The organism is Phytobacter cepae, from assembly GCF_054165735.1.
This window is the reverse complement of sequence record NZ_JBREIF010000002.1, coordinates 18,986-36,598: the sequence shown is the minus strand read 5'-3', so window position 1 is coordinate 36,598 and position 17,613 is coordinate 18,986. Positions and strand designations below refer to the sequence as shown.

The 17,613-nt window shown below is 55.0% G+C and carries 24 protein-coding genes; 2 read left to right on the top strand and 22 right to left on the bottom strand.

The window, feature by feature from the left end; genetic code table 11:
* Window positions 1-157 precede the first annotated feature (157 nt).
* The 14 genes from ACUY4Q_RS24405 to ACUY4Q_RS24340 all read right to left on the bottom strand — a co-directional run bounded on the left by ACUY4Q_RS24405 (window position 158) and on the right by ACUY4Q_RS24340 (window position 10,395).
* Window positions 158-1,189, bottom strand: coding sequence for a hypothetical protein (locus ACUY4Q_RS24405; protein WP_458047519.1), 1,032 nt, complete (start codon window positions 1,187-1,189; stop codon window positions 158-160).
* On the bottom strand, window positions 1,186-1,434 hold the full coding sequence (locus ACUY4Q_RS24400; RefSeq protein WP_458047518.1) for a hypothetical protein: 249 nt from the start codon (window positions 1,432-1,434) through the stop codon (window positions 1,186-1,188). Before ACUY4Q_RS24400 ends, ACUY4Q_RS24405 begins: the two co-directional genes overlap by 4 nt.
* Window positions 1,431-2,063: a type-F conjugative transfer system protein TraW gene (gene traW / locus ACUY4Q_RS24395; protein WP_458047517.1), complete on the bottom strand. Its 633-nt coding sequence runs from the start codon at window positions 2,061-2,063 to the stop codon at window positions 1,431-1,433. Before traW ends, ACUY4Q_RS24400 begins: the two co-directional genes overlap by 4 nt.
* A complete protein-coding gene (trbI, locus tag ACUY4Q_RS24390) occupies window positions 2,060-2,506 on the bottom strand; it encodes a type-F conjugative transfer system protein TrbI (RefSeq protein WP_458047516.1) in 447 nt (148 codons plus the stop codon). Before trbI ends, traW begins: the two co-directional genes overlap by 4 nt.
* Window positions 2,503-5,112, bottom strand: a complete 2,610-nt coding sequence (gene traC, locus ACUY4Q_RS24385) for a type IV secretion system protein TraC (protein ID WP_458047515.1) — start codon at window positions 5,110-5,112, stop codon at window positions 2,503-2,505. The genes trbI and traC overlap by 4 nt, the downstream gene beginning before the upstream one ends.
* Window positions 5,109-5,360, bottom strand: a complete 252-nt coding sequence (locus ACUY4Q_RS24380; protein ID WP_458047514.1) for a hypothetical protein — start codon at window positions 5,358-5,360, stop codon at window positions 5,109-5,111. The genes traC and ACUY4Q_RS24380 overlap by 4 nt, the downstream gene beginning before the upstream one ends.
* A complete protein-coding gene (traV, locus tag ACUY4Q_RS24375; protein ID WP_458047513.1) occupies window positions 5,357-5,908 on the bottom strand; it encodes a type IV conjugative transfer system lipoprotein TraV in 552 nt (183 codons plus the stop codon). Before traV ends, ACUY4Q_RS24380 begins: the two co-directional genes overlap by 4 nt.
* A 107-nt stretch (window positions 5,909-6,015) precedes the next feature.
* Window positions 6,016-6,405, bottom strand: coding sequence for a hypothetical protein (locus ACUY4Q_RS24370; protein WP_458047512.1), 390 nt, complete (start codon window positions 6,403-6,405; stop codon window positions 6,016-6,018).
* 107 nt (window positions 6,406-6,512) lie between these two features.
* On the bottom strand, window positions 6,513-6,980 hold the full coding sequence (locus ACUY4Q_RS24365; RefSeq protein WP_458047511.1) for a hypothetical protein: 468 nt from the start codon (window positions 6,978-6,980) through the stop codon (window positions 6,513-6,515).
* A gap of 10 nt (window positions 6,981-6,990) precedes the next feature.
* On the bottom strand, window positions 6,991-8,394 hold the full coding sequence (gene traB / locus ACUY4Q_RS24360) for an F-type conjugal transfer pilus assembly protein TraB (RefSeq protein WP_458047510.1): 1,404 nt from the start codon (window positions 8,392-8,394) through the stop codon (window positions 6,991-6,993).
* Window positions 8,391-9,134 carry a type-F conjugative transfer system secretin TraK gene (traK, locus tag ACUY4Q_RS24355; protein WP_458047509.1) on the bottom strand — a complete coding sequence of 248 codons (744 nt, stop codon included), beginning with the start codon at window positions 9,132-9,134 and terminating at the stop codon, window positions 8,391-8,393. The genes traB and traK overlap by 4 nt, the downstream gene beginning before the upstream one ends.
* A gap of 11 nt (window positions 9,135-9,145) precedes the next feature.
* Window positions 9,146-9,730 (bottom strand): TraE/TraK family type IV conjugative transfer system protein, encoded by a 585-nt coding sequence (locus ACUY4Q_RS24350; RefSeq protein WP_458047508.1) that lies wholly within the window; start codon window positions 9,728-9,730, stop codon window positions 9,146-9,148.
* Between the two features lie 6 nt (window positions 9,731-9,736).
* Window positions 9,737-10,039 (bottom strand): type IV conjugative transfer system protein TraL, encoded by a 303-nt coding sequence (traL, locus tag ACUY4Q_RS24345; protein WP_458047507.1) that lies wholly within the window; start codon window positions 10,037-10,039, stop codon window positions 9,737-9,739.
* 2 nt (window positions 10,040-10,041) lie between these two features.
* Window positions 10,042-10,395, bottom strand: coding sequence for a type IV conjugative transfer system pilin TraA (locus tag ACUY4Q_RS24340; RefSeq protein ID WP_458047506.1), 354 nt, complete (start codon window positions 10,393-10,395; stop codon window positions 10,042-10,044).
* 197 nt (window positions 10,396-10,592) lie between these two features.
* On the opposite strand from ACUY4Q_RS24340, the gene ACUY4Q_RS24335 reads away from it, so the two are divergent.
* On the top strand, window positions 10,593-11,228 hold the full coding sequence (locus ACUY4Q_RS24335; protein ID WP_458047505.1) for an Arc family DNA-binding protein: 636 nt from the start codon (window positions 10,593-10,595) through the stop codon (window positions 11,226-11,228).
* A gap of 38 nt (window positions 11,229-11,266) precedes the next feature.
* Here the strand turns inward: ACUY4Q_RS24335 and ACUY4Q_RS24330 are convergent, their stop codons facing one another.
* Window positions 11,267-11,662: a relaxosome protein TraM gene (locus ACUY4Q_RS24330; RefSeq protein ID WP_458047504.1), complete on the bottom strand. Its 396-nt coding sequence runs from the start codon at window positions 11,660-11,662 to the stop codon at window positions 11,267-11,269.
* A gap of 607 nt (window positions 11,663-12,269) precedes the next feature.
* On the opposite strand from ACUY4Q_RS24330, the gene ACUY4Q_RS24325 reads away from it, so the two are divergent.
* Window positions 12,270-12,815: a lytic transglycosylase domain-containing protein gene (locus tag ACUY4Q_RS24325; protein WP_458047503.1), complete on the top strand. Its 546-nt coding sequence runs from the start codon at window positions 12,270-12,272 to the stop codon at window positions 12,813-12,815.
* A gap of 13 nt (window positions 12,816-12,828) precedes the next feature.
* Here the strand turns inward: ACUY4Q_RS24325 and ACUY4Q_RS24320 are convergent, their stop codons facing one another.
* The 7 genes from ACUY4Q_RS24320 to ACUY4Q_RS24290 all read right to left on the bottom strand — a co-directional run bounded on the left by ACUY4Q_RS24320 (window position 12,829) and on the right by ACUY4Q_RS24290 (window position 17,397).
* Complete coding sequence (locus ACUY4Q_RS24320; RefSeq protein ID WP_458047502.1) at window positions 12,829-13,650, bottom strand: DUF932 domain-containing protein; 822 nt, start codon at window positions 13,648-13,650, stop codon at window positions 12,829-12,831.
* 59 nt (window positions 13,651-13,709) lie between these two features.
* The gene (locus ACUY4Q_RS24315; protein WP_458047501.1) at window positions 13,710-14,024 is read right to left on the bottom strand and encodes a hypothetical protein; all 315 of its coding nucleotides are present in this window, start codon (window positions 14,022-14,024) and stop codon (window positions 13,710-13,712) included.
* Window positions 14,025-14,682: 658 nt separating this feature from the next.
* Window positions 14,683-15,042 (bottom strand): hypothetical protein, encoded by a 360-nt coding sequence (locus ACUY4Q_RS24310; RefSeq protein ID WP_458047500.1) that lies wholly within the window; start codon window positions 15,040-15,042, stop codon window positions 14,683-14,685.
* Between the two features lie 55 nt (window positions 15,043-15,097).
* Window positions 15,098-15,247, bottom strand: a complete 150-nt coding sequence (locus ACUY4Q_RS24305) for a succinate dehydrogenase flavoprotein subunit (protein ID WP_458047499.1) — start codon at window positions 15,245-15,247, stop codon at window positions 15,098-15,100.
* A gap of 107 nt (window positions 15,248-15,354) precedes the next feature.
* The gene (locus tag ACUY4Q_RS24300; RefSeq protein ID WP_458047498.1) at window positions 15,355-15,735 is read right to left on the bottom strand and encodes a hypothetical protein; all 381 of its coding nucleotides are present in this window, start codon (window positions 15,733-15,735) and stop codon (window positions 15,355-15,357) included.
* Between the two features lie 712 nt (window positions 15,736-16,447).
* On the bottom strand, window positions 16,448-16,750 hold the full coding sequence (locus tag ACUY4Q_RS24295) for a hypothetical protein (protein WP_458047497.1): 303 nt from the start codon (window positions 16,748-16,750) through the stop codon (window positions 16,448-16,450).
* Between the two features lie 74 nt (window positions 16,751-16,824).
* Window positions 16,825-17,397, bottom strand: a complete 573-nt coding sequence (locus tag ACUY4Q_RS24290; protein ID WP_458047496.1) for a hypothetical protein — start codon at window positions 17,395-17,397, stop codon at window positions 16,825-16,827.
* Window positions 17,398-17,613 lie beyond the last annotated feature (216 nt).

The window sequence follows — 17,613 nt, the reverse complement described above, 5'->3', positions numbered from 1 at the left end:
CTTGTTTTTATCAGTGTTAACGGGAATCGGAACGGCATTCGGGCTGAGGCGGAGCGGAGTGTAACGAGCACCGAACAGCCTGAATGAAGGGGCGATTGAATCAATGTACGGAAGACGGGGTATATGCCTGAGGGGCGTTAATCGGGGAAACGCCTGTTCACGAACCTATCTCCTTTGCATTGCCGTGTGCATCACGCGGAACAAGCGCATTGTCCGTATAATTCACAAAGAAGGCGTACCCGGAATCATCGTCGTAATCGGCCCCCTGCTTTTCTCCGTTCCTGATTTGCCTCACTGCGTCCAGGTAGAACGCAGTGCGTATTTCCTGCCGGGAGGTTGTGATTTCCTGCACAAACACCGTGACCTGGGTTCTGAAGGTTGTCCGCAGGCTCTCTTTCTCCTGCTCCACACATGGAGGGAGTGTCGTGCCGGCGGCCTTCGGGAAAAATCCGGGCGGTTCATCGCTGTTACGCAGTCTGACTTCATATTCAACATCAGCCGCATCTGAATCCCCTGCCCGGAAGGTTCCGCGTCTGTAGACATCTTTCTCCTCACCCTCTGAGAAAGCAGGTCTGTCACCGACATGCCCTGCCATCGCATCCAGACACGGCAGCAAATCTGCAACCGGCATCAGAACGCCGCCGCGCACACGCACCTCTACCTGTATCAGGGGGTATGACTTGAGTTCCCAGTCAGACCTGACGGGCGTGAGGTACCAGTGGCGGCGCGCGCAGCTGGCAAGCATTTCACGCAACATCTTTTTGCCATAACCACTTTTCCGGGTGGAGGCGATCAGGTTTTCAATGTCGTCAGGGGTCTGATTCGGTGCCCAGAACAGCTCCCGGGCGCGCATCAGGTTGTCGGCCACCTGCTCCTCGCGGTGGGGGTGCATTTGTACGCCCTGTCCGTGAAACGTCAGCTGGTAACCTGATTGTTTCAGCGCACTCTGTAGAGCGGTAAGCATGTGCTGAAACTGGGAAAGATTGATTTCCTGCCAGATGGCCTCGGCCGTCCGGGTATCATCCAGAGAGAGAGGCCCATCGGGTTGTTGCTGCCCTGTTTTACAGGCTTTCACTTTCTGCGTGCGGGATAAAATATATGACACGAGATTCAGAACAATGACCCCAAGGAAGAGGGAAAGAAGCACCGGTTCAGCTAACGTGGATTCTGCCAACTCTGAAATGGTCATTTTCGGTTCACCTGCTTGACCAGCATCACGTTGACCAGGAACGCCGGAAAACGCTCATCACGCTTTTCCGTCTGCTGCACGCTGATGCCCGTTGCGCGCTGCCAGCCCACAAATGCCTTGCTCACCAGTTTACTGGCCCATCCCTCCAGTTCCGGGTAAAGGGTTTTGAGCTGGTCGCCGCTCATCCACTGCGGCTTCCCCCGCCCGTTGTTATCGCTATCCCTGGACATCGTTGTTGTTGTCATTTTCTGGCTCCATTAACAGGAATTTCTTCAATTTTCAGCACCCGGTCATCGCGGGTCACGCGCACCGGGGTGTGTTCAAACCCAAACTTCGTGGTCAGTACGCCGGCCTGGTCGAAATAAATACGCTCGTCCAGCGCATCACTGGTTTCCTTGATGTTTCCGTTGACCAGGATGATTTTGAAATTGCCGGCACTGGCCAGCTGCGGTTTCAGCCACGCCACCTGGTCGCGGTTGTCACCGTCAATGAAGTACAGCGTCTGGCTGAAAGGCACCTTATCGAACGGGTTTACCCGGTCCCCCTTGCGGGCGATGACGTTGCCTTTCATGTCGGTGATGGTTTCGTTAACGGTGAAGGTCGGGTCGTAGCTGAAGGTGCGGTAAGTGATGGCGGGCGTCAGCCCGGCCACCGGAGGTGGCCTGACCGCATTACGTTTCACACGCTCAATGGCTTCGTTTTTAAGCCTGTCCATTTCACCGCTCTCCTCCATGGCGCCGAGGCGGTTCTGGATGAAGACCAGCATGTCCTGCTCTGCCGGCTCAAACACATTTCCCCATGTCCCCAGGTCTTTCGCCCCCGTGCCGGCAGACAGCACCGCCAGTGTCAGTGCCAGACACGTGAGACGTTTCATTTCCCCTCCCGCATGGCGCTGGCGACGGTGTTCTGGATTTCCAGGGTGATGTCGCGCTGCTCACTCACCACTGCCGGGGCCACCAGGATGATGGCATGATGCCGGGTCTGCCAGTCCGAGAGGCAGCGGGTCAGGGCCGCATTAAACCGTGCCACGCGCACCTTTGCCTGCTGTTCATCCAGCGGCAGCTGGGCTGACTGCTGCAGGAAGGCGTCCATCGTGCCCTTCATGTCGAATGTCACGACTTCAGGGGTGCTGAGTCTCACCGTTGCAACGCTGATGGCGGCCATCACCGCCAGCATTGCCGCTCCGGCAAGCGCCGGTATGCCCCACGATGCCAGCCGGTGTTGTCTGCCTGCCGGTTTACTGCCTTTCGGGTGTATCGTCACTCCGTCACGGACATCGTTGCCCGTCAGTTCGGTTTCATGTTTATTCTCTGTCATGCGGCCTCCGCCCATGCTTCAAGCTCTTTCAGCTCCTGACCAAACTCTTTCTCTGCCAGCAAATAGGCTGCTTCTTCCGGTGTGGCCCCGGCCTTCTGCAGTTTTTGCATGTAGGCAAAGTCCTCGCCGCGCGAACTGAACATGGCGCGGGTGACGGGGTCCACAAAGAGCCGGTGGAACGAACTGTATTCACCGGCCGTTATCAGCAGGGAGCTGTAACCCGTGGCACGTGCCGGCTGGAAGTATTTGATGACCTCTTTTTCCATCTCGCTGAACTGATCCGGAAACTCGGTGAGATACTGGCGGAACGCTTTCGCATCCTGCAGCAGGGTGATTTTGGTGGAGCTGTTGTTCCAGGCGGCTTCCGCCTCTTTACTGGCGCTGAAGTCCTTGATGCCCTGGGTGATGGTGATGAACGCGCCACGGTGACGGCGCACGGTACGGTAGCCGGTTTCGATAAACTTCGCCGCGTGCGGGTTGGAGCCGCTCAGCAGACGCCAGGCTTCATCGATGATGGCCACTTTCTTCAGGTCACGCGGGCTGTGGTACATTTTTTCCTGAATCGCCAGAATCAGCGAGAACAGGATGGCGCTCAGCAGCTTCGGCTTGTCTTCAAGACTCAGCAGTTCCAGCACCGCGAAGCGGGTTTCACCGTCGAGTGTGGGGTTGTCCGCGTTGAAGTATTCGCCGTCCGCGCCCCAGGTGCAGTAGGTCTCCAGCAGCATGGCAAGTTCGGCCAGGCGGGCAATGATGGTCGGCTTTTCTGCATACCTTTCATTGACCTCATCACTGATGAGGTAGGCATAGACGTCATCAATGCGGGTCCGGTTGCCCTTCCTGCCCCACGCATCCACCACAGCTTTCTGCAGGATGGCTTCACAGACCGCGTCCAGCGGCGCTGCGGGGCTGGCCAGTACGGTGAGGAGCCTGACAATCCCCTCGGCTGACACGTTAATGTCATGCACGTTGGCAAACGGGTTGAAGCGCAGCTGCGCACCGTCCAGATAGATACCTCCGGCCTGATGACAGTAGTTTTTGTAACTGTCACCCATGTCGATAACCCAGGCGAACCCACCGGCATTGAGCACATCACGCAAGATACCCTGCACCAGGAACGATTTACCCGCCCCGGAGGTACCCGTCACCGCAATATTAAAGTTGGTGGAGCCGTTCTCCTCATCAAACATGTCGAAAAAGGCTATCTGGTTGCGGTAGGTCGGCAACGGAATGCCCCGGCGGGACAACTGGCGTTCCCCGACCACCGGCATCAGGTTGACGGCGTTGAAGCTTTTGGCGCGCAGCGTGGCACCGGTCGCTTTCAGGTCTGCCCACATCCCCTCCTGCATTACGAACGGGAAGCCGGCGAGCCAGTTACGCATCTGCTGGTACTGGATGGTGGCCATCTCCAGTTCGTTCTTGCGGAACACGTTCACGGCCGCCAGTTCACAGGCCAGCGAGGCCTGTTCATCGTCCGGGGTAAAGAGCGTGGCGTTAAAATAATAGCGGCAGAGCGCGATTTCATTGGTGCTCAGCTCGTTACGCATGTTGTGCCATTCCTCGGCCGCCTTGCGGGTACCAGGGAACAGGTCTGCGTAAGCCGTTTTCGCCTTTTTGCTTAAGTCCATATCCTTGCGCAGCGCTTCACTCTGGCTTTTGGTCTGCTCATCCAGCTCCACGGTCCAGGTGAGCATAAACGGACAGGGAATACCGAGGTCAGGGAAGCGCATGTTCTGCAGGTTGTCTGCCCCCTGCCAGAGTGCGAAACGCTGGGGGTTTTTGGTCAGCTGCATATTCACAATACGACAGGCCGAGGCCGGTTCGTGTTTCCCCGTGTCGGTATTCACCCCTTCCGGCAGCGACAGCTGGATATGTGACGGTCTGACCTTCAGGTCAATGCCCTGATCGACCACCTGGCGGTTGAGGAGTTCTTCCTTGTTCCAGTCGCCACTGGCCGTGGTGACCTGGGTGTGCCGGTAGTTGGTCAGTTCCCGCATGACCGACAGGAAGGCACTCGCGGACGTGTTCATTGTCTCAATACGGGCGGCTTCCATGGACACGCGAATGGTGTTGCGGATAGCGACCAGCTCATCACAGGTGCGCTGCGAGAAGCCACCTTTGACCTTCTGGCCGTACACGATAAATACGCGGTAGTTACGCAGGTACAGGGGATAGTCACGCTTGTTGGCCAGACCTTTGAGCGCTGAACGCTCCCAGAAGGCGCGGGTGATTTTGTTGAGGTGCCCGGCCATCTCCCCCTTCCACATGTCGCTGCTCACCCCCTGCTCAATACGCCCTCCCACGCACTTACTGGCGGTCATGATGACGGTGACGGGTGTTTTGCGGGGCAGCTTTTTGCGCAACATGTCGTCAAGTGCGGCAATCACCTGCTGGTTCGCGCCTGGCAGCGGCGCGGCTTCCATAATGAAGCCGGCCGTGGAGTTATTAATAAAGAGATCGGTCACCTCATCGTAATAACGCCAGGGCAGTGCCGACGTGAGGGAGGGGTAATCCCAGCTCTGCTGCAGGTTGTTTCTGGCGGCGGCCGCGCCATCCGGGTACTGACTGCCGCGAACCAGTGACATCAGACCATCAAGGAAACCACTCATAACCGTATGCTCCCGTTCTGCTGAAGACGGCGGGAAATATCCCGGATCATCTCCAGCCGCTGCTCACTGCCCCGGATACCGTTATCGAGGACAAATGTAAGGGACTCTTCTGCGCCGAACGCAGGCGGCAGCTCATCCGGTGCCAGTGGCTCACTGCGTGCGACGGAGAACTCTTCGGCGAAACGTTCGTTGCGGTTCCACTGCATCGGGTCCCGGCGGGGTTGCTGGTTGCCGGTGTGTTTTTTCATTCCCCGCCCTCCCCGATAACCCGGAAGCCTTCATCCCAGCGGGATTTGCTTTTCACGAACTCCACCACGGCGGGCTGATGAAAGTTGTCGTCAGTGTCAACCCACGGGGCAATCCAGAGACGCTGAACATCATCCGGGATACGCTGCGCCGTCACACGCCCTGCACCGGTATCCGGCCTGAGCGGTGTGATGACAGACCCGGGCCGGGTGAGCGGCGTGACGGGTTTACTGAGAGGTGAAATGGAAGCAGGTCGTGCGGCGAGCGGTGCTGACGAGGAAACACCGGTTGCTGCGACAGAAACGGGTCGGGAGGGATTCACCACCGGTGCCGTGTTGTGCAGTGCCGGGAGGGCTTCACCCGCAGGCTTTTTTACTTTCACCGCGTTGTCGATGTCATCAAGGCTTTTGCCCTGGGCGGCGAGTTTGTTGGCCTCGGCCGTGGTCAGGCATTTGTCGGTGGCGGTTTTGTTGCAGTCAAAATCTGAGTTCATTCCGGCGCAGCCGGTCAGCGCGCCGCACAGCAGTGCGGCACCCAGTAATTTATACATGGATGTCTCCGGGAAATGTTTGATGAATATGAAACGAGAGAACAGGGTATGGTTAACGCGGGTGACGAAGGTTTATACGTCAGACACCAGTGATTTGCCTTGCTACTTTAAACACGGGCAGTGCGGATGTGGTGCACCCCATACAGAGCAGGTACGAAGAAAGAGGTCAGAGTAGCTATTTCAAAACCCAACAGTGGAGGCCAGAGGACTTGCCCTTTAGCAAGTATGTAGAGAATCGAAAAGACGCTATACACCCCCCATGGCATGGTGGCGGAAATCGCTGTCCAGGGTGTGTCATCAAGGCGGTCAATATAAATGAATGCCGTGAAAAACAGGGCGATAATGGCGACAAGCACACTACCCCACCATGTGCTCCACCCGTAGTTCAGTATGTCTTTGCTTATCAGGTTGGCCAGGACTATGAGTGCCAGCGTGTAGGTCAGGGCCGGTACAGTAATCCAGAGCAGTGACCCAGGCGCTTTTTTAATCCATTTCATTTAATTATAACCTCCAGTCATATCGTAAGTTGAAGTCAATAAAACCAGTAAAATCGACGCTGCAATGGCAAGACTCATCAGAATGAGGTTGTGGCGTATGAATGAACTCATCTGCCCGCCTGATTGCCGGTTGAAGTGATGTCTCGCCCGGTAAATGTCGACCCTGAACTGCGGCACGGTCGTTGAAGTCGGGCGCGGCGCTCCACTTCAACCCATTTCCCGAGCGTCTCTTTCCGGAGTTCACCGTCTGCCTTAACTGCCGCCTGAAATGCGGTAAATGCATCAATATTGACAGGCTGGTAGTCGTTGAGGTACTCATCAATAACAGGTGGCCATTCAGTATCTTTTGAAAAAACGGCATATCCAACCATGCTCAAAAACCCGCCTGCGGCTAACGGGAACAGGTCATGGTAAATCCAGCTCAGTATTATTGAGGTGGCTGCGAAAAAGGCCATTATCGTCAGTGCCAGCCAGTTTCCCCCTGGTACCTTGTCCCTGCACCAGTCCTCGTAACCCTCGAAGATGTTGATAAAGCAGTTATCGTTTTCCACCTTCGTCAAGTCATCATCGTTCACTGTTCACCTCTTAATTAATGGTATCGCCCAGGCGCAACTGACTGGCCTGACGGAGCACATCATCGGGATTGATGTTGCCGACCGATGTGGTGCTGGTCGTGGTCGTGTGCTGGTTTTGCGGCTGCGGTGCAACAGCATTCTGCGCCTGCTCACCGGCTTTCTGAGCCGTTTCCTCCAGTTTGCGGGCTTCACTGTCCTGGCGGGTTTCAAGCTGGAAACCTTCCTGGAACACCACGGTCACCAGGTTTCCTGCCCCGATGTCGATGATGGGGTGATACTGCTCCGCGCGCTTGATGAAGTACTGGCTGAGTGTGTCGGAAGCTTTACTACCTCCGCCACCGATACCCTGCCCCAGCACATCGCCGGCGCTGACTCTGGCTGTTGCGCCAAGGCCGACTGCCGGTGTGGCGGCGGATTTGACCCCTTCCCCAATACCAGAGAAGAATCCCGATGCGCCGGCATAGCCAACAAGCATGCCGTTACGCATAACTGGCGTGCCTTTGACTCCCCCTTTGCCCATGTAGCTCACGTGACCCTTGAACTCCATGTCCACGCTTTTACCGTTTTTGAGGTTGCAGCTGATGCTTCTGGTGCGCACCTCACCGCGTTCGCTGGAGATATCCCCCCAGATTTCACCCGTGACAAAACAGCCGTCCATATCAAACTCTTTATTGTTCGGCATCTGTACTTTGCCCTGCAGGCGGAGGGTGACGGGTTTGGTGTTCTGCTGACCGGTGACGCTGGCGTTGGCGTCGGCCCCCTCAATCATGATGGCGTTGGTGAACGAACCGGAGGAAATCCAGGGCAGCGTGGTGGGCTTCTTTTTCAGCTGGTCATACTTAAACGTGGTGGTGCTGAGGCCGCCAGACATGCGCTGGCCGCTCCCCTGCGGGTAAAATCCGGCACCCTGCGCATTCGCACCGCTGGCGGCAGGTGCGAAGTTCGGTGTGACAGAATACTGCGGGGGTTTAGTGGAGCCGGCAGCAACAGGACCCGGCAGTGGTGTGCCGTCCGGTGCAGCAGGTGGTGTCTGCTGGCCGGTTGTCGTGTTGCTGCCGGGGTTGCTCTGTTGCTGCTTCAGGAGGTTCTGAATGTCCAGCTCCTTCTGTTGCATTTTGTTCTCGAAATCGAGTTTGCTCTGGGCGAACTGTTGTTGCAGGATGGCCATCTGCGATTCAAGCGCGGAGGTCTTGGCCTGCTGTTGCGACAGGGCTGACTGATTCACGCGTTCATCAAAGGCGGCGGTCACGGCACCGGCCATGTTGGGTACCGGAGCGGTCTGCCCCTGCTGCGCGGCACTTCGCTCATCGCCGTACATCACAACGCCTGCGGTTGCGGCGGCCCCTACGGCGCATATGATGCCGAGGATGACCATCTGCCGTTTACGGGTCAGTGAATTTATGCTGATGCTCATTTACCTGCGGCCTCCGTGTTGTCCGAGAAGACAATCCAGAGGTATCCCTGTCCGCCGGAATAAAGCTGGTTCTGGCTGAACATGACGGCACGGACCCCTTTGCGCCAGAAATCACGTTCGCGCAGGGAGAGGGTCACCATGCCGGGGTTGGTTATGCGGTAACGCACGGCCCGCAGGTGTTCGCCGATAATCTGGCGTTCCGGGGTGAGTTTCACGCTGACGGCGGGTGTGTACGCCGGCATACGGGAAACCGGGAATTCCTGATAGCCTTCCGGGGTTTCATTGCGCACGATGGCGCGGGAAAGGCTGACCAGTGTTTTTTCGTAGCTCTGCCCTTCTTCCCAGGCTTTCGCTTCTTCACTGGTGTGCACCGGCATTGACTGCGGCGCAAATCTCAATGTGCGCCCGTTGCCGGGTCGCGGTTCAATGTTCAGGCCAACGGACACGCCACTGGCGGTCTGAAGGAATACGGTAAAGTTCTGGCCTACAAGTGGCGAAAGAATCAGAGCGCCCTCGGCGGTGGTGCTCTGGTCATACGCTCCGGTTGGTCCGCTGATGCTGGTTATCAGTTCCCCGTCAACGATGATTTTGTTGGGGTTGGTGTTACTGAGCGCGACTGAGAATGTGGCGTCATTCTCAAACGGGATGGCGGCAGGGGAAGTGGCGGCCCGAAGGCCGCCCGTGAATAACCCTGTTGCCAGTAACACAGCAGCAGCTGCCGGTGAAAAACGCATTTTCATTGGCAGTCCTGTTATTGGATAGTGGTGGTGACCGGCATCATCTCGCTGAAATCGAGGAGGCTAATCATGCCCCCCTCGTAGCTCATCCTGATTCGCCAGGTCGATTCGACAGGTGGGAGCGTGGTGGTGATACTCCCGTTTGTGGTGGAAGAAGAAAGTATGCCTTTCACCTCCATCAGGCCCGGTTCAATTTCACGCAGTTCGCGAATTTCGAGCCGCGAGGTTATCCCTCCTTTTTTGATGCGGTCAGCTTCAACATCCAGCACCTTCTTCAGTACATCCCGGTTTGCGGGTGGGACATACGCCAGCAGGTTCTTTTGCAGTCCGTCGATGGTTTCAGGGCTGACGCTCAGTCGCCAGTGGGCGAATGAGGTTGCGAACAGGTTCATTGCCGTTGCGTCAGCACTGGTGGCATCGGAGGTAAAGGGGCGGTTAAACCCCATGGGTGTGGTGATGGTTTTCTGGGTGGAGTAAAAATGCCAGGCCAGAGAGCCGGTGATAACATTGCTGGCCGCCAGGACTGCCGATAAAGAAGTCAGTCCCAGAAAAGCCAGCCGGATATAACGGTCGCGCGCTCCTTTAACGTTGTATTCCATTAATAATTACGCCCTCCAGTGCCGGAAACACGAATCGGGTATCTGTCGAAACGATAATTTGAAAATAAGAAAGGGAAGATGCCAGTAACAGAAATTCAGCATCCAGTACGAGCCCTGCCCTTTCTTCAGATACCTGATAAGCCACCACAGTAACGCTGCAACAATCGACAGAACCGTAGACATGTTTATTAAAATCCCGGTGACCACTAATGGCACCACGACAATAAACTCATCAATCGGAAGTCCGAGGAAGCGTTCCTGCTGGTTGAGGGTTTCCGGGAAGTAATATTTATCTTCTTCCCCGGCCATAATCAGCTCGCGATGGAGAAGCCGACGCGGGTGAAAATGATGCAGATGACGAGGCCGACAAATACGAGAGGGGAGCGAACTTTAATGAAGGTGAAGAGCGCAATAATGATTTCAGAGATATAAAACCATTTAACCAGGGATGACCCGGAACCAAACGTAGAATTTACGGTTGTGTTCTGGGATGACAGTAGGTCAGTCCCTGTTGCAAATGCCGGGTGAGTAACCAGTAATGCAAGTGCAATTAATCCTCCTGCCTGAATGAATTTCTTCATCTGAATATTACTGCGGTTTTTGCGAAATAAAGACGCTACCGCCCATCCCTTTCTGGTGCTAAGGGCATTACCTGCATTGGCCATGCTTGATTCTCCACGTGTTTACAAAGGTTGTTTGCGTAAGTGTTTGTTTACGCGGACGTTAGTGTCTCATGACCCTAAAAAAAAAAAACTGCGAGCTGCGTCACACTTTTTGGCATTATTAGGACGATTCCTAATATTGGTAGGGCATACCCTAAGTCATGCAGGTACAAGTCCTGTGTTGTCAGGGATCTATAGGTATGAAAGTTAAAGAGAATATGTGGGAGCGTCGCGGCAGGCCCCGGAAGTTCCAGGCAGGGGATGCTGTGGAGTGGCGGCTGCGCGCTCCGGACAGTTTGTTAATGGAAATGCGTATTTGCGCCAGAATGGGTGAAAGAAGTGTTAATGATGAAATAACGGCCCGTCTTTTAATTTCCCTGAATTACCAGCCGCATATTCCCGTCATCAGAACGGCGGAGGGTGAGCGGTTAATTTCACTGGCGGTTAAGTTTGAGCAGTGGCTGGATTTTATACTGGACAGAAAAAGTGACTCCGGGATCGATGAGGGTGCAGGAAATACGCTTTCTGGCGAAGCGTGGATGTGGCGGGAAGGTGAGCGCGTACTGATTCCGGGTAAAACATCCGGGTTCAGTATGCGTATTCCGCAGAATCTGGCGGACGAAGTTCGGGTGATGGCAAGGATTCACAAACGCAGTCTGAACGATGAAATGCTGACTCGCCTGATGTATTCTTTTGGTTATTTGACTGAGCGATTGCTGGATAACAATGAAGATACTCAGGCACTTAAAGTTTTAACGATGGCTTTTGAGTGGTACCTGCGGGATAAAATCTCCGAAGCGGAGAAGGTTCCGCTTCCATGGAATAAACCTGAGTGATTGCGTGATCGAAGGCTGGCAGGGTAGCCAGCCTTTTTTTATTCTTCCGCATTAACAAAGTGTGTGGATTCGGCCTCATCTTCAGCATTATTGATGGCTTCAAAACTCTGATTAAGAACAGCCTCGATATCTTTAAGTGCGTCAGCACCGCGCATATTGAGGTACATTTCAGTCATCATCGTCATGAGTATCATCATTCCCTCACGGGTTCCGCTGACTTTTTTAATCAGGTCTCTGTTGAACGCTTCCTGGTTAAATCCTTTCTTGTCACTTTTGTTACTCTTGTAAATCAGCAGGCCAAACTCGATTAACGTATTGCACATAGAGGATATATTTACCTCTCCCGGCAGAGCGCCATTCTGTATTTCAACCTGGACGATGTCACGCACTTCCTGTTCGGTTTTTTCTTTAAGGTAAATCCCTACTCGCCCCATATTTTCTCTCATCGATTGGTAGTGTCGGATCCGACACTAATCTTATTTCAGGAATGTCTGTTGCCGGATGTGTAACTCGCAAGCGTTTCTAAGTCGGAGGGAGTTTAAATCTTTCTCATGCCTTTTGTACAGTAGTAGAATCCTGCACTGCCAGCATACTGGTGTCGGATTGTACGACAATTAAGACTATGAAATTAAATACTATCTACAATCCTACGACAGATGTGCGACATACCAACACTAACAGGTAGTCGGATTGTGATACAGAGGTAACACAATCCGACTACCTTGTAGTGCAGGATTGTACGACATTTTTCCTTCATACTCTGAATCAGCGAAAATATATCAATCTATCCACCTGAATCTAAAGAAAAAATCTGCAAGACGAAGTCTTGCGTGGGGTGTGAGGTTTTTAAAGGTTAGTAAAGAGCGGCCTGATAATAAGAGAATGTGGTGTCTGTTGTTATTTCATCGGAACCCCAAAGGGGTGCATTGAAGCGCCTCCGCGCGTTTGTAGGAGGCGCTATTGATTTAAATGATCGCGAAGGGTATTTTTAAATACGCCTCGCCTGGTGCATTCCAGGCATCCTGAATCCCGAGGAAAGAAATGAAATATCTGGCACTGGTTTTTCTGGTACTGTCTTTATCCGTGCAGGCGACACCGGAATTATGTTTCGATGAAGCCGGGCGTGATTACGGCATTGATCCCATTCTGCTGATGGCCATTTCCATTCAGGAGAGCAGGTTAAACCCTCGTGCCATTAACAGCACCAGTGCCGGAGGCACTGAAGATGTCTGCGCGATGCAGCTGAACAGTAATAACTTTGGCAAACTGAAAAAGTTTAATATTACGCGCGCGGATTTGCTTAATAACCCGTGCATCTGTGTTTACAGCGGCGCATGGATTTTAGCGAGAAACTTTCAGGCATATGGCAGGAACTGGGACAGCGTGGGCATTTATAACGCAGGACCGAGACCGGAACTGATGAAAGCGAGGCGTGAATACGCAAAGATTATAAAAAGTATCTACACCGTTCTGATTGCACGTAAACAGATACTGGAGGCTCGCTCAGGCGATCCCGTGACTGCCTCGCCTTTTGATGAAAAAAATGACGTGACTACAAAAATAAGTACCAATAAAAAACCCGGCTAACCGGGTTTGTTTTTTAGCTTTTAAGCTTCGCGAATTCTTCCACCATTTTCCAGAGCGCCTGATTTAATTTGATGTCGCCATCGATACCCGTCACCGGACGTGTTCTGGTATGACGTCCTTTCTCCGTTCTGGCACGAACTCCCCCTTTAATGAGGTTTTCCTGCACAGTGTTAAATGTGGTCCACAAATCCGTGTTTTTATCTTCCCAGCGACGCGCTTCCAAAATCCGCTCAGGTGTAACCGGTGGTTCTTTTTTGTCGTACTTAATATCGAGGGCGGTATTTGCCAGCAGCAGTCTTTCGCCCTGAGTGACAGTGATCGACTTCATCATCTCAATATTTTCGGTCACGCTGTCGAATACCTTCAGCACCTCATAAGCGCCCTCGATAACCTGTCCAGTGATGTCGCCTTTGTGGGGCACGCTAATTTCCCCGAAGGATTTCCAGCACACCAGGCCATTGCTGCAAATCTGGCGAAACATGCCGGGGATCATTTTATAGCTACTCGATCCATCATGGCTGTTCAGTAATAAAATCTCCGGAGTGTCTTTCCCGGTGGAATTACAACCGCGACGCAGACGAATAAGGTGTTTTGTAAATTCCCGGCGTTCCGGATCACGCGTGCGGGACTGGCTGGCATAAAACGGTTCGAACCCTTCCTGACGTAATTTGTCCAGTAACGTAATGGTGGGAATATAAGTGTAACGGTCAGAGCGCGATTCATGTTTTTCAACGGAAAAAGCACTCGGCACAATGCGCATCAGCTCATCATTGGTGAGAGGGCGATTCTGGCGCATATATGTCGGGCGGGCGTAACGGTTTGCTAATGTGGTCATATAAATCTCCTCAGATAATTAATTAAGCGGGCAGGATTGCCCGCATCATTTTTATTTTGTTAAAGGGGAATACCGGTCAGGACGGCCAGATATCCGGCCTCGGGGACGGCGATCGCTTCCGGCCATCCTTCCACCATGATGAGCACGATTTGCATCCCCAGTGGGGCGCTACGAAGGGTTGTGATCCCGGCATTTTCCGGCGGGATATAGAATGCCGGTTGCTGTTGTTTCTCTGAGTTATCCCCGATATAGAGAAGCAGGTCGCGCATCTGGGCGCGGGTGAGCGAACTCGTTTTGAGCACGGTTTTTTTGCCCCCCATCTTCCTGGAAGATTCCTGAGCGGCGGTTTTGACGTTGACGTTATGTGTGTGCATCCTGGTTTTCTCCTCGTGATGGCTAATCCATCTCCCTGGTGAGTTCTCTCGCGGCAAAGGGCCATGTAGCGACGGCGAACGGAAAAGACCAGGGCGCGCCTGCGCGTGCACTTCACCCTGGTGTTTTTCGGACGAACGGTGCTACAGCCAGCCCTCCGCGTGAGGACACACGGGGGATGGACATCACCAGACGGACAGGATGCACACACCCGACACGACGGAACGGCGTGGCGACCCTGAAGTGGTGGCGGCCCCGTCGCCGCCACGGTGACAGCGGCGCACCCGGAACGGGGGCAGCAAGCGTGCCCTTGACCTTCGCCATCGGACACTAGCGAACAGCCCGAAACCGCGCAGCGGGTTCGGCGGAGCTTAGCCGGCGGCCTGCCGCCGGGTTAGCGGAGTGTGGCCTGACGACTGGACCGCGAAGCGGGTCAGGAGCCGAAGGGGGCCAGCGCCCTGCACGTTATGTTTTTGATTTGAAGCCAGTACATGAACAGAAAGGTCAGGATAAACACGGGAAGTGAACAGAACAGTGGAGTGAAACCACCCCGGCTAACTGAGTGAGAGAGGAAGGCAACCAGGGCAGGCGCCGAAGGCGCCCTGCCTGGTTCCCCGGAGGGGAATGCCCTTCCCGGCTTTTGCCGTTCGGGGCAGAGGATCAGCCTATTTCACCCTCTTCCATTTCCAGATGCATTTCGGCCGTCTCCAGCAGTACCCGGAATCCATCCTGTTCAGGTGTGGATATGCCGACCAGCTGGCAGAGATGCAGCAGATTAGCCAGAAAATCGACGATAACGGTTTCCATCAGCTCAGTATCACTGGCAAGCCCCGTGCGCCCGGCAAACAGCCACAGTGCCTCAGCTGCCAGGGCGGCGCGGTCGGCATTGTTCCAGATAACCGCCGGGGACGGTCGTGCGGACACGTTCGCCGCCAGATCCGCCAGTTCAGACGCCCTTACAGACTCTACGCAGATCACACCAGCGGATTGCCCGCCTTCCCCCATTTGTGTGTCGAACATAACGTTTTCTCCTGAAGGTGAGTGATGAGGCCGCCACTGCTGGCGGCCCCGGTTATTACGCCTCAGCCTCCATCAGGGCATGAACGGTGGACATGAAAAGCGGCCAGTACTCAAAACGCAACGGGCGCATATGTGCGCGTTTTCCGGCTTTCAGAGCATTTACAAACGCGTTCGCCTGTGCGACGATTTGCGGGTCAAATATCATGGATTAGTTCTCCAGTTTGGTTTTGATGTGGACAGCACCTGGTACGTGCAGTCCGTTGATAAAGCAGGGTTAACCCCCTGCTTTTTTCATTTCTGGCTCCTGCGGATTCACGGCATATGACGTTCGGCCGCCACGGAGTCAGCAATGTGTTTTCGTGCAATTTCCCACGCGGCCACCCCGGTTTCACCGAACAGGTTTTCCGCCACTGCCCGTGCCTGAATCCAGGGCTGCATCACGCGGAAAGACGCGCGCGGTGTTTCAGTGCTCCAGTCAGTGATCCCCGGATAAAGCACGTTCTCTGCCATACGCAGCAGCGTGCCCAGCACCTGTTCCGCCCGGTGGGACGCCAGCATGCGCGTTTTTTTCAGGCTCTCCAGATACGTCAGCAGACCCTGTTGATCGCTGACAGCTAATTCCATACGGTTTTCCCCCCATCTTCCGGCGGTTTCTTGAGCGGCGGTTTTGACGTTGACGTTATGTGTGTGCATCCTGGTTCTCTCCTCTGGTGATGGTTTATCCATCTCCCTGGCTGGTACTCTCGCGGCAAAGGGCCATGTAGCGACGGCGGACGGAAAAGACCAGGGCGCGCCTGCGCGTGCACTTCACCCTGGTGTTTTTCGGACGAACGGTGCTACAGCCAGCCCTCCGCGTGAGGACGGCAAGGGTGATGGCCTCACCGGATGAACAGGATGCACACACCCGACACGACGGAACGGCGTGGCGACTCTGAAGTGGCGGCGGGGCCGCCACCACGGTGACAGCGGCGCACCCGGAACGGGGGCAGCAAGCGTGCCCTTGACCTTCGCCATCGGACACTAGCGAACAGCCCGAAACCGCGCAGCGGGTTCGGCGGAGCTTAGCCGGCGGCCTGCCGCCGGGTTAGCGGAGTGTGGCCTGACGACCCGGCGAAGACGGGGAGCCGGAGGGGGCCAGAGCCCTGCCCGTTATGTTTTTGATTTGAATCCAGCACATGAACAGAAAGGCCAGGATAAACACGGGAAGTGAACAGAACAGTGGAGTGAAACCACACCGGCTAACTGAGTGAGAGAGGGGGAGGACCGGTGCGTCAGCACCGGCTTTCCCCGGCACGCAGTGCCGCCGGGGTTCCGGCCGTGTGGCCTGCGGCACCGTGACGGATACTGTCTGCCGGAAGAACGCCCCTGGCTGTGCATGTCAGGAGCGTACGGACGCAGCGACCTGTCAGTCCGGCTGTTTCACGTTGTACGTGACGGTGTAATCGTCATAACTGAGATTACCGTGCAGCTGCGTGAGCCTGACCACGTTTTCTGCCAGACCGTTCATTGTCAGTATCCGCTCGATGCCTGCGTGAATGTCTTCACTCTCACTGAGCGGAAACCAGAGGTTGCTGTTGCTGCCGCTCAGGAGTGGGTGGCCGCAGAAATGCACCCCCCGACCCTGTTTTGTCTGGCAGACCGTGACGGTCATATCCACACGGCTGCTGTCTGCCGATACGGGATGGCCATACTGTGCTGTCGTTTCCATGATGCGCTCCTGCCTGTGGTGATCCGGTTTGGGTTGCCCCTGCTGCGATCTGCAGGGGCGGCGTTATGTCGGACTCAGCGGATAAACTGCCAGTGGCAAAAAGGATTCACTTCAGCGGCTTTCTTCAGATGCGTTCTGGCGTACTTCTCCAGCCCTGCCTGCTCGCCTGCAAAAATGTCTCTCGCGTGATCGTTCAGCACCCCGGACGCGAGATACACCTGGGTCGTCTCGTACTCGGCGTCTTCATCAGGCAGTCCCTCATCAAGACGATTAGCGCAGTGCACCACGCGCGTGTCATACGTCTGCGGCACCTCCCCCTTTTTCCGGCTGCACACATATACCGTGACCACCAGTTTTTCCTGCGGCCTGACGAGCATCATCTCGATACCCGACCTGACAATGTTGTCACCGAACATATTTTCTTCCCTGATGAAACTGGCGTATTTCAGGTATTCAATCCCCATATCAAAACACGTGCGTATTGCGGCGGTGTTTATTTCCGGGAAACCCGGAACAAAGACGCTGCGGCGATACCCCCGTGCTGCGCGTTCCCGGATATCGTCAACGTCGTGGTGTAATGCCGTTGGGTTTTCACCCCCTGTTTCGGCGGTTATGGTTGCGGCGGTTTTGCTGTTCTGTGTTTTCATGCTGGTTCTCCTGTGTTGGTTACTGAAACCCTGTTTCGGTCGGAATGGCGCGGCAAAGGGCCAGTAGCGACGGAGGATGAAAAAGACCAGGGCGCGCTCGCGCGTGCACTTCACCCTGGTGTTTTTCGGACGAACGGTGCTACGACAGTCCCGACGCAGCCACCGCCCGGAACAGGCTGTACCGGCAAGGAATGAGCAGGAAAACAGACAGGACAG

What these genes read in the sequence shown, in the direction of transcription:
- ACUY4Q_RS24305 (WP_458047499.1), bottom strand. Translation starts at nt 15,247, where the DNA reads ATGATATTTGACCCGCAAATCGTCGCACAGGCGAACGCGTTTGTAAAT.
- ACUY4Q_RS24405 (WP_458047519.1), bottom strand. Translation starts at nt 1,189, where the DNA reads ATGACCATTTCAGAGTTGGCAGAATCCACGTTAGCTGAACCGGTGCTT.
- ACUY4Q_RS24315 (WP_458047501.1), bottom strand. Translation starts at nt 14,024, where the DNA reads ATGCACACACATAACGTCAACGTCAAAACCGCCGCTCAGGAATCTTCC.
- traC (WP_458047515.1), bottom strand. Translation starts at nt 5,112, where the DNA reads ATGAGTGGTTTCCTTGATGGTCTGATGTCACTGGTTCGCGGCAGTCAG.
- ACUY4Q_RS24380 (WP_458047514.1), bottom strand. Translation starts at nt 5,360, where the DNA reads ATGAAAAAACACACCGGCAACCAGCAACCCCGCCGGGACCCGATGCAG.
- trbI (WP_458047516.1), bottom strand. Translation starts at nt 2,506, where the DNA reads ATGACAGAGAATAAACATGAAACCGAACTGACGGGCAACGATGTCCGT.
- traV (WP_458047513.1), bottom strand. Translation starts at nt 5,908, where the DNA reads ATGTATAAATTACTGGGTGCCGCACTGCTGTGCGGCGCGCTGACCGGC.
- ACUY4Q_RS24350 (WP_458047508.1), bottom strand. Translation starts at nt 9,730, where the DNA reads ATGGAATACAACGTTAAAGGAGCGCGCGACCGTTATATCCGGCTGGCT.
- ACUY4Q_RS24300 (WP_458047498.1), bottom strand. Translation starts at nt 15,735, where the DNA reads ATGCACACACATAACGTCAACGTCAAAACCGCCGCTCAAGAAACCGCC.
- ACUY4Q_RS24340 (WP_458047506.1), bottom strand. Translation starts at nt 10,395, where the DNA reads ATGGCCAATGCAGGTAATGCCCTTAGCACCAGAAAGGGATGGGCGGTA.
- ACUY4Q_RS24335 (WP_458047505.1), top strand. Translation starts at nt 10,593, where the DNA reads ATGAAAGTTAAAGAGAATATGTGGGAGCGTCGCGGCAGGCCCCGGAAG.
- ACUY4Q_RS24290 (WP_458047496.1), bottom strand. Translation starts at nt 17,397, where the DNA reads ATGAAAACACAGAACAGCAAAACCGCCGCAACCATAACCGCCGAAACA.
- traB (WP_458047510.1), bottom strand. Translation starts at nt 8,394, where the DNA reads ATGAGCATCAGCATAAATTCACTGACCCGTAAACGGCAGATGGTCATC.
- ACUY4Q_RS24370 (WP_458047512.1), bottom strand. Translation starts at nt 6,405, where the DNA reads ATGAAATGGATTAAAAAAGCGCCTGGGTCACTGCTCTGGATTACTGTA.
- ACUY4Q_RS24295 (WP_458047497.1), bottom strand. Translation starts at nt 16,750, where the DNA reads ATGGAAACGACAGCACAGTATGGCCATCCCGTATCGGCAGACAGCAGC.
- ACUY4Q_RS24310 (WP_458047500.1), bottom strand. Translation starts at nt 15,042, where the DNA reads ATGTTCGACACACAAATGGGGGAAGGCGGGCAATCCGCTGGTGTGATC.
- traW (WP_458047517.1), bottom strand. Translation starts at nt 2,063, where the DNA reads ATGAAACGTCTCACGTGTCTGGCACTGACACTGGCGGTGCTGTCTGCC.
- ACUY4Q_RS24330 (WP_458047504.1), bottom strand. Translation starts at nt 11,662, where the DNA reads ATGGGGCGAGTAGGGATTTACCTTAAAGAAAAAACCGAACAGGAAGTG.
- ACUY4Q_RS24325 (WP_458047503.1), top strand. Translation starts at nt 12,270, where the DNA reads ATGAAATATCTGGCACTGGTTTTTCTGGTACTGTCTTTATCCGTGCAG.
- traK (WP_458047509.1), bottom strand. Translation starts at nt 9,134, where the DNA reads ATGAAAATGCGTTTTTCACCGGCAGCTGCTGCTGTGTTACTGGCAACA.
- traL (WP_458047507.1), bottom strand. Translation starts at nt 10,039, where the DNA reads ATGGCCGGGGAAGAAGATAAATATTACTTCCCGGAAACCCTCAACCAG.
- ACUY4Q_RS24320 (WP_458047502.1), bottom strand. Translation starts at nt 13,650, where the DNA reads ATGACCACATTAGCAAACCGTTACGCCCGCCCGACATATATGCGCCAG.
- ACUY4Q_RS24400 (WP_458047518.1), bottom strand. Translation starts at nt 1,434, where the DNA reads ATGACAACAACAACGATGTCCAGGGATAGCGATAACAACGGGCGGGGG.